Below are 16,547 nucleotides of genomic sequence, written 5' to 3'. Positions count from 1 at the left end.
CGCCGGGGTCGACTTCGGCGCCGAGGTCCACCTCGACGAGGACGTCCGCGCGACCGACCGGACCACCCCGGCCGCCCCCGCTCCCGCGGCTCCCGCGGGTGACGACGGCGCCTACGTGACCCCGCTGGTGCGCAAGCTCGCCGCCGAGAACGGCGTCGACCTGGCCGCCGTCAAGGGCACCGGCGTCGGTGGCCGTATCCGCAAGCAGGACGTCCTCGCCGCCGCCGAGGCCGCGAAGGCCGCCGCCGCTCCGGCTCCGGCTCAGGCCGCCGCCGCCCCGGCAGCCAGGAAGTCGCCGACCCTGGAGGCCTCTCCCCTCCGCGGCCAGACCGTCAAGATGCCCCGCATCCGCAAGGTCATCGGCGACAACATGGTCAAGGCGCTGCACGAGCAGGCGCAGCTGTCCTCGGTCGTCGAGGTCGACATCACCCGGCTGATGAAGCTCCGCGCGCAGGCGAAGGACTCCTTCGCGGCCCGCGAGGGCGTCAAGCTCTCCCCGATGCCCTTCTTCGTGAAGGCGGCGGCCCAGGCGCTGAAGGCCCACCCGGCCGTCAACGCCCGGATCAACGTGGACGAGGGCACGATCACCTACTTCGACACCGAGAGCGTCGGTATCGCGGTGGACTCCGAGAAGGGCCTGATGACGCCGGTCATCAAGCACGCGGGCGACCTGAACATCGCCGGCATCGCCAAGGCCACGGCCGACCTGGCGGGCAAGGTCCGCGCGAACAAGATCACCCCGGACGAGCTGTCCGGCGCGACCTTCACCATCAGCAACACCGGCTCGCGCGGCGCGCTCTTCGACACGATCATCGTGCCGCCGAACCAGGTCGCGATCCTCGGCATCGGTGCCACGGTCAAGCGTCCGGCCGTCATCGAGACGGAGGAGGGCACGGTCATCGGCGTCCGCGACATGACGTACCTGACCCTGTCCTACGACCACCGTCTGGTCGACGGCGCCGACGCGGCCCGTTACCTGACCGCGGTCAAGGCGATCCTGGAGGCCGGCGAGTTCGAGGTCGAGCTCGGCCTCTGACCTGCCAGGGACCCTCGAGGGCTCAGCACGGGTGCCCCCGTCCGGAACTTTCCGGGCGGGGGCTTCCGTCTGCCGCCCCCGGCCGGGAGCTGTCCGGTACCGGTCTTTACACAACGACCCCGGTGTGAACGTGTAAGTCTCGTCTCACCTGCGTAAAAGCGCCCCCGTGCGCCTCTCCTCCACGGGCCCCCGGCCGTATTGTCTAAACGTCAAACGCCCCCGGAGGCCCGTGCGGCCCCTCCTCGAAGGAGCCTTCATGACCGCGCCCGTCGTCCACTCGCTGCGCGAACAGATCCGCGAGCACATCGTGGAGGGGATCGTCAGCGGGCGCTGGAAGCCGGGCGAGCGGATCGTGGAGCGGCGGATCGCTACCGAGCTGGAGGTCAGCCAGACGCCGGTTCGGGAGGCGCTGCGCGAGCTGGAGTCGCTGCGGTTGATCGAGTCCGCGCCGAACAAGGGCGTGCGGGTGCGCAACCTGACGGCCGCGGACCTGGAGGAGAGTTACCCCGTACGGGCCGGCCTGGAGGCGATCGCGGCGGAGCTGGCCGCTCGGCGGCTCGCGGAGGACTGCTCGGCCCTCGAGCCGCATGTCGCCGCCCTGTACGAGGCGGACCGCGACGCGGACGGCACGGCCCAGGTGCGGCACACCGTCGGTTTCCACCGGGAGCTGGTCCGGGCGGCCGGCAACTCGGTACTGCTGCACACCTGGGAGGGCCTCGGCATCGAGGTGTTCACTGCGCTGTCGATCCGCTGGCTGGGGACCGTGCAGCAGTCGTACGCGGAGGAACACGAGGAGCTCGTCCAGGCGTTCCGGCGGCAGGACCCGAGGATCGCGGAGCTGGTGAAGGCGCACGTCCTCGGGTGTGCTCCCCGGGCGTAGGGTCGTCGGCGCTGCGGCCCGGCCCGCCCGGCAGCCCTGGTTCAGTGGAGCGTACACGCGCTCATACGTGGGCTCCGACCTGCGAAAACCCTCGAGTGGACGCGGCACCGCGTGCCTGCCCGAAAGGCACCCGGTGCCTACTTTCTCGTATTCGAGAGGTTTTGCCCTTCAACCCTTTGATCGATCATCGATCAGGGGGTTACAGTCTCCGACGGACCGCTGGCGGAGCCACACATCGGCATCGCACCAGAGGCCCACGCCCTGTCCTGCCAAAGACCAAGGGCACCCCCCGAAACACCTCACAGGGAACCCCCTTCGACTGAGGAAGGCGGCGACATGACCGACCCCCAGGCCATCCAGCCGAGCGCGCTCGACCAGCTCCCCGACCGGGACCCGGAGGAGACCGCCGAATGGCAGGCCTCCCTGGACGCGGTCGCCAAGGCGGCCGGGCCGCACCGTGCCGCGTACCTGATGCGCCGCACGCTGGAGCGTGCCGAGGGCAACGGCATCGCGCTGCCCAAGCTGCTCGAGACGGACTACGTCAACACCATCCCCACCGCCGCCGAGCCGTCCGCGCCCGGCGACCCGGAGATGGAGCGGCGGATCACCGCGTGGAACCGCTGGAACGCGGCCGCGATGGTCACCCGGGGCAGCAAACACGGCGTCGGCGGCCACATCGCCACCTTCGCCTCCGCCGCCTGGCTGTACGAGACCGGCTTCAACCACTTCTTCAGGGGCAAGGAGGCCGACGGCTCGGGCGACCAGCTCTACATCCAGGGCCACGCCTCCCCCGGCATCTACGCCCGCGCCTTCCTCGACGGGCGGCTGACCGAGCAGCACCTCGACAACTTCCGCCAGGAGGCGGGCGGCAACGGCCTCCCGTCGTACCCGCACCCGCGCCGGCTGCCCTGGCTGTGGGAGTTCCCGACGGTGTCGATGGGCCTCGGCCCGCTCTCCGCCATCTACCAGGCGCGCTTCAACCGCTATCTCACCAACCGCGGCATCAAGGACGTCTCCGCGTCCCACGTGTGGGCGTTCCTCGGTGACGGCGAGATGGACGAGCCCGAGTCGACGGCGGCACTCGCGCTCGCCTCCCGCGAGGGTCTCGACAACCTGACCTTCGTCATCAACTGCAACCTCCAGCGCCTCGACGGCCCGGTCCGCGCGAACTTCAAGATCGTGCAGGAGCTGGAGGCCCAGTTCCGCGGCGCCGGCTGGAACGTGATCAAGTCGCTGTGGGGCTCCGCCTGGGACGAGCTGTTCCAGCTCGACACCACGGGCGCGCTCGTGCGCAGGCTGCGCGAGGTACCGGACGCCCAGGTGCAGACGTACCAGACGCGTGGTGCCGCCTACATCCGCGAGGACTTCTTCGGCAAGGACCCGGCGCTCGCCGACATGGCGAAGCTGCTGAGCGACGACAAGATCCTCGAGTGTTTCCACCTCTCCCGCGGTGGTCACGAGGCGCGCAAGGTGTTCGCGGCCTACAAGGCGGCGGTGGAGTTCAAGGGCGCCCCGACGGTGATCCTGGCCCAGACGGTCAAGGGCCACACCCTCGGCGAGGGCTTCGCGTCGAAGAACGCCAACCACCAGATGAAGAAGCTCTCGGTGGACGAGTTCAAGGCGATGCGCGACCTGCTGGAGCTGCCGATCTCGGACGCTCAGTTCGTCGACGGAGTGGTCCCCTACGGCCACCCGGGCGCCGACGCCCCCGAGGTCCGCTACCTCCAGGAGCGCCGCGCGGCCCTCGGCGGCCCGGCCCCGGCCCGCCGTACGCACGCGCTCGCCCCGCTGCCGGCCCCCGCCGAGAAGGCGTTCGCCTCCTTCGACAAGGGCTCCGGCTCCCAGAACATCGCCACCACCATGGCCTTCGTCCGCCTGGTCAAGGACCTGGTCCGCGACAAGGAGACGGGTAAGCGCTGGGTGCCGATCGTCCCCGACGAGGCGCGCACCTTCGGCATGGAGAGCCTGTTCCCGTCGCTCGGGATCTACTCGCCCAAGGGCCAGACGTACGAGCCGGTCGACCGCGACCAGCTGATGTACTACAAGGAGGCCAAGAACGGCCAGATCCTCAACGAGGGGATCACCGAGGCCGGTTCGATGGCCGACTTCATCGCCGCTTCCACCGCGTACTCCACGCACGGCGAGGCGATGATCCCGTTCTACATCTTCTACTCGATGTTCGGCTGGCAGCGCACCGCCGACCAGATGTGGCAGCTCGGCGACCAGCTCGGCCGCGGGTTCCTCGTCGGCGCCACGGCCGGCCGTACGACCCTGACGGGCGAGGGCCTGCAGCACGCCGACGGCCACTCCCCGGTCATCGCCGCGACCAACCCGGCCGCCCTCAGCTACGACCCGGCGTTCGCGTACGAGATCGCGGCGATCGTCAAGGACGGTCTGCGCCGGATGTACGGCGAGGCGGCCCCGGGTGAGGACCCGAACGTCTTCTACTACCTCACCGTCTACAACGAGCCGATGCCGCAGCCGGCCAAGCCGTCCGCTCCCGGTGTGGACGAGGGCATCCTCAAGGGCCTGTACCGCTTCAACACGGCGGAGTCGGCGGGCGTGGACGTGGCGGCGGCCAACGCCCCGCGCATCCAGCTGCTGGGCTCCGGCACGGCGATCCACTGGGTCCTGAAGGCGCAGCGGATGCTCGCCGAGGAGTGGGGCGTGGCCTGCGACGTGTGGTCCGCGACCTCCTGGACCGAGCTGCGCCGCGACGCGCTGGAGGCCGACGCGGCCCTCCTGCGCGGCGAGGAACGCCTGCCGTACGTGCGTCAGGCCCTGCAGGGTGCCGAGGGCCCGGTCCTCGCCGTCTCCGACTACATGCGCCAGGTCCCGGACCAGATCGCGCAGTGGGTCGATCAGGACTGGTCCTCGCTGGGCGCGGACGGCTTCGGCCTCTCCGACACCCGCGAGGCGGCCCGCCGCCACTTCGGCGTCGACGCCGAGTCGATCGTCGTCGCGGCCCTCGCCCAGCTCGCCCGCCGCGGTGAGGTCAAGGCGAGCGCGGTGAAGGAAGCACGCGAGCGCTACGGCCTGTAGGTCACGGTTCGACGAAGGGGGGTACGGCTGCGGCCGTACCCCCCTTCGTTGTCGGCGGGCCCCGGCATCATGTCCCCATGCGCGCTGCCCGCCTCATCAAGATGGTGCTGCTTCTGCAGTCCCGGCCCACCATGACCGCGTCCGAACTGGCCCGGGAACTGGAGGTGTCGGAGCGGACCGTCACCCGGGACGCACAGGCACTGTCCGAGGCGGGTGTGCCGGTGTACGCGGAGCGGGGGCGAGCGGGGGGCTACCGGCTCGTCGGGGGCTATCGGACACGGCTGACGGGGCTGGGCCGCGGTGAGGCCGAGGCGCTGTTCCTGAGCGGGGTGCCGGGGGCGCTGCGGGAGATGGGCCTGGAGGACATCGCGTCGGCCGCGCGGCTGAAGGTGTCTGCGGCTCTGCTGCCCTCCCTGCGGGACGCCCCGCGTACGGCTGCGCAGCGGTTCCATCTGGACGCGCCGGCCTGGTTCAGGGAACCGGCGGCGCCGGTCCTGCTGCCGCTGATCGCGGACGCGGTGTGGGACGACCGGTGCGTGAGCGCCCGTTACCGGCGCGGTGAGAGCGAGGTGGTGCGGGAACTGGAGCCGTACGGCCTCGTGCTCAAGGCGGGCGTCTGGTACCTGTGCGCTCGGGTCGGCGGGACGGGGGCGGGGACGAAGGCGGAAGCGGGGGCAGAGACGAAGGCCGGGGCGGGGGTAGGTACGAAGGCGGGGACGGGGGCGGGGGCGTTCCGGACCTACCGCATCGACCGGTTCGTCGGGGCCGACGTCATGAAGGATCGTTTCAGCAGAGATGAGGGCTTCGATCTGCCCGGGTTCTGGGGCGCGCAGGCCGAGCGGTTCGCGCGGTCGATCCTGCGGTCCGAGGTGATCCTGCGACTCTCGGAGACGGGGGTGCGCAACCTGCCGTACGCCGTGGATCCGGTGGCCGCCCGGGACGCGCTGGCGGGCGGCGCGGAACCGGACGCGTGCGGCTGGGTGACGGTCACCCTGCGGGTGGAGTCGGAGGAGGTGGCGCACACACAGCTGACGGCACTGGGGCCGGAGGCCGAGGTGCTCTCACCGGCCGCACTGAGGGAGCGGTTCGCCGCGGAGGCGGTGCGGCTGACGGCGCTCTACGGGCGCGGGGAGGGGACCTACGGATCCCAGGCAGGGTCGTCCGGGTCCGGGGAGGAGTCGTTCGGGTCCCGGGAAGGGGCGTCCGCGTCCCCGGAGGAGCCGTTCGGGTCCCCGGAGGAGCCGTTCGGGTCCCGGGAAGGTGTCCACGGGTCCCTCGAAAGTGTCCACGGGTCCCTCGAAGGGTGAGGATCCCGCTGGAATCCCGGGCACTCCGGGTGCGTGGCGCACTTCGAGGCACGATGCTGGACGCGTGATGGACGAGACGGAGTTCTGGGAGCTGGTGGACGCCTCCCGCGAGGCCGCCGAGGGCGATCCGGAGGAACAGGCCGACCTGCTCGTGGAGCGGCTGCTCCGGCTGGACCCGGAGTCCGTGCTCGACTTCGCCCGGCACTTCGAGTCCCGCTTCAACCGCGCCTACCGCTGGGATCTGTGGGGTGCCGCCTGGCTGCTCCTCGACGGGGCCGGCGACGACGCCTTCGACTTCTTCCGGTGCTGGCTGATCGGGCAGGGCCGCGAGGTCTTCGAGGGCGCCCTGCACAACGACCCGGACTCGCTCGCCGACCTGCTGGACGACTTCGACGCGGAGATCGACGGGGACGGCGAGGAACTCGGCTACGCGGCCGACGAGGCCTACGAGCAGCTGACCGGGATCGTCGCCCCGGACCTGGGCATTCCGCCCCCGCCCGCGGAACCCGAGGGCACGCCCGTCGCCTTCGAGAACGAGGGGGCACTGGCCGAGCGGTATCCCCGGCTCTGGCAGCGCTTCAAGGAGTGATCCTCGTCGCATGATCGTCGCATGATCCTTGTCCGGGGTCACACCGCGAGCTTGCGGCGGGTGCTGTCCGCCGGGATGTACGCCTGCGACTGATCGACCCGCACCGCGTGGTGCATCGGCGCCCTGTTGGCCTGCTCCAGGGCGGACGCGGTGGTGGCGGCCGGGCCCAGGACGACCGCGGCGACGGCGCAGAGCACGGTCCAGGGGCTGCGCGCGGCCCTGCTCCAGCCGGGGCTCTGCTCCGCGGTCGCCGCGCTGCCCGCGTCGCCCCCGTTCCCGGTGGCTCCCGGGGTCCCCGTGCCTTCCAGGTTTCCCGTCATCCCCGTGTTTCCGGTGATCCCCATGTTTCCCGTGATCCCCATGTTTCCCGCGGACCGGGTACGACTGCTGTTCATGATCCCCACCTCCGGTCGGTTCGTCTTGTGCATGACCGTAGGACTCGGGAATGGGAGAACCCTGAACGTCGCCTAAGGCGTTCCTGTGAGAGTCCGTGCGGCCGTCCCGTCCTGCCCAGCCTGCCCGGCCTTTCTGCCCTCTCTGCCCTGTCTGCCCTGGAGACGGGCCGCCTTCTCACGGATCTCCGGGAGGCGGGCGGTGAGGGCGGCGCCGGGGCAGCTGGTCATGTAGCCGTCCCTGTGACCGGCAAGGGCGGGAAGGGTGGCGGTGGTGCCTGCCGTGTACCGGCTACGGCTGTTGCTGGAGGTGAGCCGGACGTCCGCGCGCGGGTCGACGTCGGCCAGCCCGAGTTTCCAGGCGGTCAGGGCGGCGATCGCGTCGACCATCGCCTGCGGCACCGGGACCCCGGCGGTGAACGTGCCGAGCGCGGCGATGCCGGCCGTGCGGTGGTTGAAGCCCTGGGTGTGGGCACCGGTGACCGGCCGGTCGACGCCCCCCGCGCGGCCCTCGTAGATCGTGCCGCAGCGGTCGACGAGGAAGTTGTAGCCGATGTCGTCCCAGTCCCGGGCGCCGGTCTGGCCCGCGTACAGGTAGCGGATGATGCGGGGCGCGTCGGCGCAGGCGTAACCGTTGGGCGAGTCGGTGTGGTGCACGAAGACGGCGACGACCCTGTCGTCGTAGCGCGGGGGCGGCTGCGCGTGCCGGGCGAGGTCGTCCAGCCAGGCGGAGCGGGGTACGACGGTCGGCCGGGCCGCCTGGTGGGCCGTGGCGAGGCGGGCGGCGGGCGGGCGGCCCGCGGCCGACCCGGCCGTGGCGGCGTGGTCCACGCCGCCCGCGCACAGCCCCAGGGCGGTGACGGCGGTGAGTCCTGGCAGGCAGCCGAGGAGCACGAGAAGCGGGCCCGGTATCCGTACCGGGCGCCGTCCTCGCGTCCCGCGCGCGCCGCGGGGGGCCGGTCGGAGGGCACACATGAAGCCACTGTCGGCCCGTTCCGGTCCGCCCGCGATGTGTGCTGTGCCACCTGGTGGAACCATCCTCCCGGCCCGCGACGTTTTTCGGGGTACACGCACGCGTGGCCGGTTCGCGACGTCACGCGCGCGTGATCGATGAGTAGCTGATCACTGGGCCCTTCCCACACGTACTCACCGACCAGGGGTTCCGACAGAAAGGCGGCCGTGTGGACCTGCTCGACATCCTGCTGGTGCTGGTGATCCTGGCCTACGCCGGCTCCGGCTACCGGCGCGGACTGGTGGCCGGCTGTGTCTCGCTGGCCGGGTTCGTGGGCGGCGCGGTGATCGGCGTGTGGGTGCTGCCGTGGCTGATGGACCTGGTGACACCGGGCACGACAGCGGCGACGGTGACGGCGGTGTTCGCGGTCCTCGTCCCGGCGGTGGTCGGGCACGAACTGGCGGGGCGGCTGGCGCTGCGGCTGCGGCGGGAGCTGGACCGCGGGCCGCTCAGAGTGGCCGACGGGGTCGGCGGGGCGGCGGCGAACGCGGTGGCGGTGCTGATCGTGGCGTGGGTGGCGGCGAGCGTGCTGGGCGCGTCCTCGTCGCCGGTGGTCACCTCGTCCATACGGGAGTCGCGGCTGCTGGGGGCGGTGCAGGACGCCATGCCGGAGACCACGCCCACCTGGTTCTCGCGGGCCACGTCGGCGCTGACCCAGGCGGGCTTCCCCCAGGTCTTCAACCCGTTCGAGAACGAGTCGACGGCCGCGGTCGCCAAACCCACCGGTGACAGCGTCACGCCGAGCGCGACCGACGCGGCCAAGCTGAGCACGGTGAAGATCGAGGGCGTCTCGGGCAACCAGGGCCGCGAGGGCAGCGGCTTCGTGTACGCGAGCGAGCACGTGATGACCAACGCGCACGTGGTGGCGGGCATCGACGACCCGACCGTACGGATCGGCGGCGTGGGCCGGTCGTACGACGCGCGCGTGGTGCTCTTCGACCCGGACAAGGACGTGGCCGTGCTGTACGTGCCGGGCCTGAAGGCCCCGGTGCTGGGCTTCGACGACGACGCCTCGCGCGGGGACTCGGCGGTCGTCGCCGGTTATCCGCAGGACGGCGACCTGAACCTCCAGGCGGCGACGGTCGCGAACCGGGTGAAGGCGACCGGCCGGAACATCTACAACGACGAGATCGTCACCCGCGAGATCTACTCGATCCGCTCCACCGTGCGCCCCGGCAACTCCGGCGGCCCGCTGCTGACCACCGCCGGCCGGGTCTACGGCGTCGTCTTCGCCCGCTCCACCTCCGACAACGAGACGGGGTACGTGCTGACGGCGGCCGAGGTCGCCGGCGACGCCGAGCGGGCGGCGCAGGCGACGAAGCCGGTGGACACGGGGAAACTGACGACCTCGTGAGCCACGTGGCGGCCTACAGCGGGCGCCCCATGAAGACGTCGTCCACGTACTCGCCGCCCAGCAGGAACTCCTCCGGCAGCACGCCCTCCACCACGAACCCCTCGGACTCGTAGAGCCTTCGGGCCGGCGCGTTGTGGCCGAGGACGCGCAGCGTGATGCGGCGGGCGCCCTGCCGGCGGGCCTCCTCGAGGGCGGCGCGGATCAGCGCCCGTCCGACGCCCCGGCCGCGCCCCTCGTCGAGGACGGCGAGGCCCTGTATCTGCCGGACGTGCGCGTTGCAGGCGAGCGAGGTGGGCAGGGCGAGGCGGACATAGCCGATGACACGGCCGTCCAGCTCGGCGACCAGGTAGTCCTCGGGGACGTGGCGCTCGTCGAAGAAGGGGTCGTACGGGGGCTCCGGCTCGGGCATGACCGCATGCAGGTGCGACCAGGTCAGACGGTCGACGAGGGTCAGGGCCCCGTCGTCGGCGGACCGGGCGGTGCGGATGCGGGGTGCGGAAGGTTCGGGCATGACCGTCACCCTATGGCGGGGTGGCGGCCACCAGACCGGGGTTTTATCCGGTGACCGGGCAGGATGGCCGCATGGAACGTGAGCGAATCGCGGTGGCCGGCGCCTCCGGCCTGATCGGCAGCGCCCTGGTGCGGTCCCTGACCGCGGACGGACACAAGGTGGTGCGCCTCGTGCGCCATGCCCCCCGGAGCGCGGACGAGGTGCGCTGGGACCCCGAGCGGGGGCGGGTGGACACGGCGGGGCTCGCCGGGTGCCGTGCCGTGGTCAACCTGGCGGGGGCGGGAGTCGGCGACCGGCGCTGGAGCGAGGAGTACAAGAGGCGGATCCACGACAGCCGGGTGCACGGTACGGCGGCGCTGGCGAAGGCCGTCGCCTCGCTCGACGAACGTCCGCGGGCGTTCGTGAACGGCAGCGCGATGGGCCTGTACGGCGAGACGGGCGAGCGGGTCGTGGACGAGGACTCGCCCGCCGGGAGCGGTTTCCTGCCGGAGCTGTGCGTGGAGTGGGAGGCGGCCGCGGGCCCCGCGCAGGAGGCGGGCGTCCGTACGGTCTTCACCCGGACCGGGCTGGTCGTGGCGCGCGGCGGCGGGGCCTGGGGCAAGCTGTTTCCCCTCTTCACGGCCGGGCTCGGCGGGCGGATGGGCGACGGCCGGCAGTACTGGTCGTACATCGCGCTGCACGACGAGGTGGCGGCGATCCGGCATCTGCTCGACCGCGGCGACCTGTCGGGGCCGTTCAACCTGACCGCGCCCGAGCCGCTGACGAACCGTGCGATCACCGAGGCGATGGGGCGGGTGCTGCGCCGTCCGACGCTGTTCACGGTGCCGGCGCCGGTGCTGCGGACGGTGCTGGGCGAGATGGCCGGGGACGTGCTGGGCAGCGCGCGCGTGGTGCCGAAGCGACTGCTGGAGTCCGGGTTCACCTTCGCGTTTGCGGGGATCGAGGACGCCATCCGGGCAGCCTGATCCTTCACGTGACCGAATGCGACCGCCGTGCGACCGTGCCCTGTTCATGCGCGACTGTTCCTGACCGATCACGGCCCTAACCTCGACCCGAACTCGGGTATCCGGGACGGCCGTTGGGGGCATGACGTCTCCACCGGCCGCGCAACCTCGAGGAGGGGCACGTGCTTGAGCCCGCGTACCAGGCAGACGTCGTCGTGGTGGGAGCCGGCATCGCCGGACTCTCCGCCGCGCACCGGCTGGCCAGCGCAGGAGTAACGACCGCAGTCCTGGAGGCCGCCCCTTACGTGGGCGGCCGCATGTCGACGGAGAAGGTCGACGGGTTCCGGCTCGACCGCATCGGACAGCTGCTGTCCACGGCGTATCCCGAACTGGCCCTGACACCGGGGCTGGACGCGCTCGTCCTGCGTCCGTTCGCGCCGGGGGTACTGCTGCACAGCGACGGGCGCCATCACCGCGCCGGCGCGCAGGCGGGCGCGGGGAGCGCAAGGGGCGCATTGCACGCCGTACGCGCCCTGGCGAGCGCTCCCCGGCCGGGTGCGCTGCCCAGGCCGCGCTCCGGCGGCTCCCCGTCCGCGCAGGCGCGGCCGGTGCCCCCGCCCAGAGTCCGATCGGGGGCGCCGCTCGGCAGCGCCGTGGACCAGGCCCGGCTGGGCGCCGCGCTCACCCGGCTCGCGGTGACCCCCGCCGAACGGCTGATGCGCCGACCGGAGTCGCCGGCCGCCCAGGCCCTCGCGGCCCGTGGTCTGCCCGCCCGCACGATCGACGGCTTCCTGCGTCCGCTGCTCGCCGCGCTGCTCTGCGACCCGGACCTCACCACCTCCAGCCGGTGCGCGGACCTCGCGCTGCGCGCCTTCGCGGCCGGCCGGCTGTCGGTGCCCGAGGGCGGCGCGGAGGTGCTGCCCGAGCTGCTCGCGCGGGCGCTGCCGCCGGGCACCGTGCACACCGGCGTGCGGGTCACCTCGGTCTCCACGACCTCGGTGACCACCGCCGAACACGGTGAGTTCCGCTGCCGCGCCGTGCTGGTGGCCACCGACGCGCGCACCGCGGCGGGGTTGCTGCCCGGGCTGCGGGTGCCCGGCTTCCATCCGGTGACGGTCGTCCACCACACGACGGACGACCCGCCCGGGACCGGTGCGGCGCTGCTTCTCGACGCCGACCGGGGCGGGCCGGTCGCGCACACGGCGGTGGTCAGCCGGGTCGACCCGAGCCGCGCGCCCGCGGGACGCGCGCTGATCTCGTCCACGGTCCTCGGTACACCGCCGCCGGGCGTCGACACCGCCGTACGCATGCATCTGTCCCGGCTGTACGGCACCTCGACCGCGCGCTGGGAGACGCTGGCCGTGCATCACACCGCCGAGGCCGTGCCGGCGATGCGGGCGCCGCACGATCTGCGGCGGGCGGTGCGGTTGCTGGCCGGTCTGTACGTGTGCGGCGACCACCGGGACACCAGCACCGTGCAGGGCGCGCTGCACTCGGCGCACCGGGCAGCGTCGGCGATCGTCTCCGATCTGGGCGCCGCCGGTTCACTGGACCTGGCCGACCCACGCCCGACGGCCCGCCGGGAGCAGGCGGCGGCGTGACCGGGCGGGCCGGGGGCACGCCTTGCGTCGCTGGGGCCACGCCCCCAGGCCCCCGGCCTGTGCCCACCCACCACCCGTCTCGGTAAGCCGAAAAGCCAGGTGGATGCCCGGCCTCCTGCGGGCCCCGCCCCCAGGAGGCCGGGGTCATCCCAAAGCCGAGACCTTGTCCCGGTAGGTGCGGGCCGGGGCCGCGTCCTTGTACGGCTCCAGCCTGCGTTCGAAGTCCCGCACGTACTCCAGCGCCCGAACGGACCGCATCTCCGCCGCCTGCCCCGCGGCCTCCGCGGCAAGCTGGCAGGCCTGGTCGAGCTCGCCGAGGCCGAGCCGCGCGGAGGCGAGCACGACCCGGCAGAACAGCCGGCTGCGGGCGTGCGCGGCGGGCCGCAGCTGGAGTGAGCGTTCGGCGTGCTGGGCGGCCGCCCGGAACTGCTGGAGGTCCCGGTGGCAGTGCCCGAACTCGTCGGCCAGCTGCGCCTCGTCGAAGAAGCGCGCCCAGTGCGGCACCTCGTCGCCGGACTTGGCCGCCTCCAGCGCCCGTTCGGCGCGGACGAGCGCGGCGGTGGAGGCGCGTACCTCGCCGAGCACGCCGTGCCCGCGCGCCTCCGCCGAGTGCAGCAGCGACTGCACGACGGGCGGGGCGCCGGTCCCGACGCCCTGCTGGGCCACCCGCGCGAGCTGTACGGCCTCGCGCCCGTGGCCGAGGTAGACGGCCTGGCGGCTCATGGTGACGAGGACGAAGGAGCCGTACGCCCGGTCCCCGGCCGCCTGGGAGAGGCGCAGGGCCTGGACGAAGTAGCGCTGCGCCAGGCCGTGCGCGGCGATGTCGAAGGAGGTCCAGCCCGCGAGGCGGGTCAGGTCGGCGGCCGCGCCGAACAGCCGGCGGCCGGTCTGCTCGCCGTAGGAGCCGCGCAGCATCGGCTCGCACTCGTGCTCCAGGTAGCGCACGAGGGCCTGGCGGGCGTGACCGCCGCCGTACCGGTCGTCGAGGGTGCGGAAGAGCTCGCCGACCGAGCGGAGCGCGGAGATGTCTCCGCCGGTGACCCGCTGCCCGAGGACCCGTTCACTGCCCTGGCCGCCACTTCCCTGGCCGCGCTGCCGGGGCACGGCCGCGGGACCGGGCGTCACCGGGGCGGGCACCGGCCCGGGATGGGGATGCGCGGACGCGAGCTGCTGGGCAGCGGTGGGCCGCGGGGCCGGGCGGCTCTGGACGGGCACCCGGGCGGCCGGCTCGCTGCGGGCGACCTTCTCGTCGGCCCGCCCGATCAGCCAGTCGCGGCTGGGCACGACGAGCCCGGCGGGCGTGAAGGCGATCCTGCGGAGCTCGGCATGGCTGCCGGAGTCCTTGCGCCAGAGCCCGCCGACGATGTCGATGGCCTCCTCGGGGCTGCCGGCGAACTCCAGGCCCGCGTAGACGGGAGCGCAGGCGTCCAGGCCGAGATCCTGGGCGGTGAGACGGCGGCCCAGGCGCCGGGTGAAGACCTCGGCGATGAGCGCGGGGGTGGTACCCCGGGGCTGCTGCCCGCGCAGCCACCGGGTGACGGATGTCTTGTCGTATCTGAGGTCCAGCCCGTGCTCGAGGCCGAGCTGATCGACGCGACGGGCCAGTCCCGCGTTGGAGAAGCCCGCTTCTGCGATGAGCGCGGCGAGCTGGCGGTTGGGAGTGCGCTGCGCGGGTCGTTCCGTCATCTGCGGTGCGGTCTCCTGCCTGCCGGGCCTTTGACGTGCCCGGATGAAGTGCCTGCTGCTGTGAGCAGCCCGTTTGGCCTCGTGAACGGCGCGAATGTAGCGGAGCGTAAGCAGGCGGTCGCAGATCTCGACGTTCATTCATCCGATCGTGTGAGGATTGACCCCGGGGCTGACGCGGAGCGCGCGGACGTACAGTGGCTTGGGCGCGTGACGCGCCTGACGACTTTCCAGGGAGGCGCTTGCCGTGAGCGAGCTGCGGTTCGTCCGGATGGGGTTCGGCGGGGACGCCGTCGAGTACCAGGAGGCGTGGGACGAGCAACGCCGCGTGCACGCGGCGCGGTTCACCGACGAGGTTCCGGACACCGTGCTGCTGCTGGAGCATCCCCCGGTGTACACGGCGGGCCGGCGCACTGCCGATGACGAGCGCCCCCTTGACGGCACCCCGGTCGTGGACGTGGACCGCGGCGGCAAGATCACCTGGCACGGACCGGGACAGCTGGTGGGCTACCCGATCCTGAAGCTGCCCCGGCCGGTGGACGTCGTCGCCCACGTGCGGCGACTGGAGGACGCCCTGATCCGGGTGTGTGCGGAGTTCGGTCTCGAGACGTCCCGGGTCGAGGGCCGGAGCGGGGTGTGGGTGCTCGGCGATCCGGTGGAGCAGCGCCCGTCGCCCGGCGGGCTGTCGCTGGACCTCGACCCCCGGCTCATGGACGAGGAGTTCGATCCGCGGCTGAACGGCCCGGAGTACGCCCCCTCCAACGCGGGTCAGCGGCGCGAGGACCGCAAGATCGCGGCGATCGGGATCAGGGTCGCCAAGGGCGTGACGATGCACGGCTTCGCGCTCAACGTGAACCCGGACAACAAGTGGTTCGACCGGATCATCCCGTGCGGGATCCGGGACGCGGGCGTGGCCTCGCTGGCGAACGAGCTGGGCCGGGACGTCACGATCGACGAGGTGCTTCCGGTGGTGGAGCGACACCTGAAGGACGTCCTCGAGCACGCGGAACCCAGGCCGCGGGAGATCGAGAAGGCGACCGTCTGACCGGGAATGGGCCCCTCGGCTCCGAGGTTGGCCTCACAGCAGGACCCGAAAATCACGGGCGTACCCTGGTGTACGCCGAAGAATCGAAAGTCTAAGCAGACAGGCAGGGAGCCGACGTGTCCGCAGTCGCACCCGACGGACGCAAGATGCTGCGCCTGGAGGTCCGCAACAGCCAGACCCCCATCGAGCGCAAGCCCGAGTGGATCAAGACCCGGGCGAAAATGGGTCCCGAGTACACGAAGATGCAGAACCTCGTGAAGAGCGAGGGGCTGCACACCGTGTGCCAGGAAGCCGGCTGTCCCAACATCTACGAGTGCTGGGAAGACCGTGAGGCCACCTTCCTCATCGGCGGCGACCAGTGCACCCGGCGCTGCGACTTCTGCCAGATCGACACCGGCAAGCCCGAGGCGCTGGACCGCGACGAGCCGCGGCGCGTCGGCGAGTCCGTCGTCACGATGGACCTGAACTACGCCACCATCACCGGCGTGGCGCGCGACGACCTGGAGGACGGCGGGGCGTGGCTCTACGCCGAGACCGTCCGGCAGATCCACCGGCAGACCGCCGAGCGGGAGGCCGGGCGCACCAAGGTGGAGCTGCTCGCCCCCGACTTCAACGCCGTCCCGGAGCAGCTCGCGGAGGTTTTCTCCGCGCGGCCCGAGGTCTTCGCGCACAACGTCGAGACCGTTCCGCGGATCTTCAAGCGGATCCGGCCCGGCTTCCGTTACGAGCGTTCGCTGGCCGTCATCACGGCCGCCCGTGACTACGGGCTCGTCACCAAGTCGAACCTGATCCTCGGCATGGGTGAGACGCGCGAGGAGGTCGGCGAGGCGCTCCGGCAGCTGCACGACGCCGGCTGCGAGCTGGTCACCATCACGCAGTACCTGCGGCCCTCCGTGCGTCACCACCCGGTGGAGCGCTGGGTCAAGCCGCACGAGTTCGTGGAGCTGAAGGAGGAGGCCGAGCAGATCGGCTTCTCCGGCGTGATGTCGGGCCCGCTGGTACGGTCCTCCTACCGTGCCGGGCGGCTGTACCGGATGGCCGTCGAGAAGCGTGGGGCGTACATCGCCTCGCAGGCCGTCTGACGCGACGTCAGCGCCCTTGCCACGTACGGCCTCGGGCCGAGTGTGTGAATTCGCGCACAAGATGCTACT

Annotated in this window: 14 protein-coding genes; 10 read left to right on the top strand and 4 right to left on the bottom strand. The window is 72.2% G+C overall.

Annotated elements, in window-relative coordinates; translation table 11 throughout:
* From sucB to ACFWBB_RS36760, 5 genes are all read left to right on the top strand, one after another.
* Positions 1 to 1,036 (top strand): 2-oxoglutarate dehydrogenase, E2 component, dihydrolipoamide succinyltransferase (gene sucB / locus ACFWBB_RS36780; RefSeq protein WP_385281735.1); only part of this gene is annotated, 1,036 nt, incomplete at its 5' end.
* A gap of 256 nt (positions 1,037 to 1,292) precedes the next feature.
* Entirely contained in the window at positions 1,293 to 1,916 is a 624-nt protein-coding gene (locus tag ACFWBB_RS36775) for a GntR family transcriptional regulator (protein ID WP_385281733.1), read from the top strand.
* A 336-nt stretch (positions 1,917 to 2,252) separates the two neighbouring features.
* Positions 2,253 to 4,958, top strand: coding sequence for a pyruvate dehydrogenase (acetyl-transferring), homodimeric type (gene aceE, locus ACFWBB_RS36770; RefSeq protein WP_385281730.1), 2,706 nt, complete (start codon positions 2,253 to 2,255; stop codon positions 4,956 to 4,958).
* Positions 4,959 to 5,035: 77 nt separating this feature from the next.
* On the top strand, positions 5,036 to 6,265 hold the full coding sequence (locus tag ACFWBB_RS36765) for a helix-turn-helix transcriptional regulator (RefSeq protein WP_385281727.1): 1,230 nt from the start codon (positions 5,036 to 5,038) through the stop codon (positions 6,263 to 6,265).
* A 67-nt stretch (positions 6,266 to 6,332) separates the two neighbouring features.
* Positions 6,333 to 6,854, top strand: coding sequence for a DUF4240 domain-containing protein (locus tag ACFWBB_RS36760; RefSeq protein WP_385281743.1), 522 nt, complete (start codon positions 6,333 to 6,335; stop codon positions 6,852 to 6,854).
* Positions 6,855 to 6,892: 38 nt separating this feature from the next.
* Here ACFWBB_RS36760 and ACFWBB_RS36755 read toward each other — a convergent pair whose 3' ends face one another.
* Both ACFWBB_RS36755 and ACFWBB_RS36750 read right to left on the bottom strand, forming a co-directional pair.
* Positions 6,893 to 7,174, bottom strand: coding sequence for a hypothetical protein (locus ACFWBB_RS36755; protein WP_385281741.1), 282 nt, complete (start codon positions 7,172 to 7,174; stop codon positions 6,893 to 6,895).
* A gap of 147 nt (positions 7,175 to 7,321) precedes the next feature.
* Positions 7,322 to 8,140, bottom strand: coding sequence for a peptidoglycan recognition protein (locus ACFWBB_RS36750; protein ID WP_385281738.1), 819 nt, complete (start codon positions 8,138 to 8,140; stop codon positions 7,322 to 7,324).
* Between the two features lie 287 nt (positions 8,141 to 8,427).
* Here ACFWBB_RS36750 and ACFWBB_RS36745 point away from each other — a divergent pair, with 287 nt between their 5' ends.
* A complete protein-coding gene (locus ACFWBB_RS36745; RefSeq protein ID WP_385281725.1) occupies positions 8,428 to 9,612 on the top strand; it encodes a MarP family serine protease in 1,185 nt (394 codons plus the stop codon).
* Between the two features lie 13 nt (positions 9,613 to 9,625).
* Here the strand turns inward: ACFWBB_RS36745 and ACFWBB_RS36740 are convergent, their stop codons facing one another.
* On the bottom strand, positions 9,626 to 10,123 hold the full coding sequence (locus ACFWBB_RS36740) for a GNAT family N-acetyltransferase (RefSeq protein WP_385281723.1): 498 nt from the start codon (positions 10,121 to 10,123) through the stop codon (positions 9,626 to 9,628).
* 71 nt (positions 10,124 to 10,194) lie between these two features.
* Here ACFWBB_RS36740 and ACFWBB_RS36735 point away from each other — a divergent pair, with 71 nt between their 5' ends.
* Entirely contained in the window at positions 10,195 to 11,088 is an 894-nt protein-coding gene (locus ACFWBB_RS36735; protein WP_385281720.1) for a TIGR01777 family oxidoreductase, read from the top strand.
* A gap of 161 nt (positions 11,089 to 11,249) precedes the next feature.
* Positions 11,250 to 12,668 (top strand): NAD(P)/FAD-dependent oxidoreductase, encoded by a 1,419-nt coding sequence (locus tag ACFWBB_RS36730; RefSeq protein WP_385281718.1) that lies wholly within the window; start codon positions 11,250 to 11,252, stop codon positions 12,666 to 12,668.
* Positions 12,669 to 12,812: 144 nt separating this feature from the next.
* On the opposite strand, the gene ACFWBB_RS36725 is transcribed toward ACFWBB_RS36730, so the two are convergent.
* Positions 12,813 to 14,354 (bottom strand): regulator, encoded by a 1,542-nt coding sequence (locus tag ACFWBB_RS36725; protein ID WP_385281715.1) that lies wholly within the window; start codon positions 14,352 to 14,354, stop codon positions 12,813 to 12,815.
* 244 nt (positions 14,355 to 14,598) lie between these two features.
* Here ACFWBB_RS36725 and lipB point away from each other — a divergent pair, with 244 nt between their 5' ends.
* Both lipB and lipA read left to right on the top strand, forming a co-directional pair.
* On the top strand, positions 14,599 to 15,396 hold the full coding sequence (lipB, locus tag ACFWBB_RS36720) for a lipoyl(octanoyl) transferase LipB (RefSeq protein WP_385281712.1): 798 nt from the start codon (positions 14,599 to 14,601) through the stop codon (positions 15,394 to 15,396).
* 116 nt (positions 15,397 to 15,512) lie between these two features.
* On the top strand, positions 15,513 to 16,478 hold the full coding sequence (gene lipA / locus ACFWBB_RS36715) for a lipoyl synthase (protein ID WP_385281709.1): 966 nt from the start codon (positions 15,513 to 15,515) through the stop codon (positions 16,476 to 16,478).
* Positions 16,479 to 16,547 lie beyond the last annotated feature (69 nt).

This window comes from Streptomyces sp. NPDC060000, assembly GCF_042737375.1.
Taxonomy (GTDB): domain Bacteria; phylum Actinomycetota; class Actinomycetes; order Streptomycetales; family Streptomycetaceae; genus Streptomyces.
This window is presented reverse-complemented; position numbering and strand designations above follow the sequence as displayed.

Bases quoted from the DNA above. Each gene is read 5' to 3' on its own strand.
- ACFWBB_RS36725 (WP_385281715.1), bottom strand. From the start codon at position 14,354: ATGACGGAACGACCCGCGCAGCGCACTCCCAACCGCCAGCTCGCCGCG.
- aceE (WP_385281730.1), top strand. From the start codon at position 2,253: ATGACCGACCCCCAGGCCATCCAGCCGAGCGCGCTCGACCAGCTCCCC.
- ACFWBB_RS36765 (WP_385281727.1), top strand. From the start codon at position 5,036: ATGCGCGCTGCCCGCCTCATCAAGATGGTGCTGCTTCTGCAGTCCCGG.
- ACFWBB_RS36755 (WP_385281741.1), bottom strand. From the start codon at position 7,174: ATGACGGGAAACCTGGAAGGCACGGGGACCCCGGGAGCCACCGGGAAC.
- ACFWBB_RS36735 (WP_385281720.1), top strand. From the start codon at position 10,195: ATGGAACGTGAGCGAATCGCGGTGGCCGGCGCCTCCGGCCTGATCGGC.
- ACFWBB_RS36740 (WP_385281723.1), bottom strand. From the start codon at position 10,123: ATGCCCGAACCTTCCGCACCCCGCATCCGCACCGCCCGGTCCGCCGAC.
- ACFWBB_RS36760 (WP_385281743.1), top strand. From the start codon at position 6,333: ATGGACGAGACGGAGTTCTGGGAGCTGGTGGACGCCTCCCGCGAGGCC.
- ACFWBB_RS36775 (WP_385281733.1), top strand. From the start codon at position 1,293: ATGACCGCGCCCGTCGTCCACTCGCTGCGCGAACAGATCCGCGAGCAC.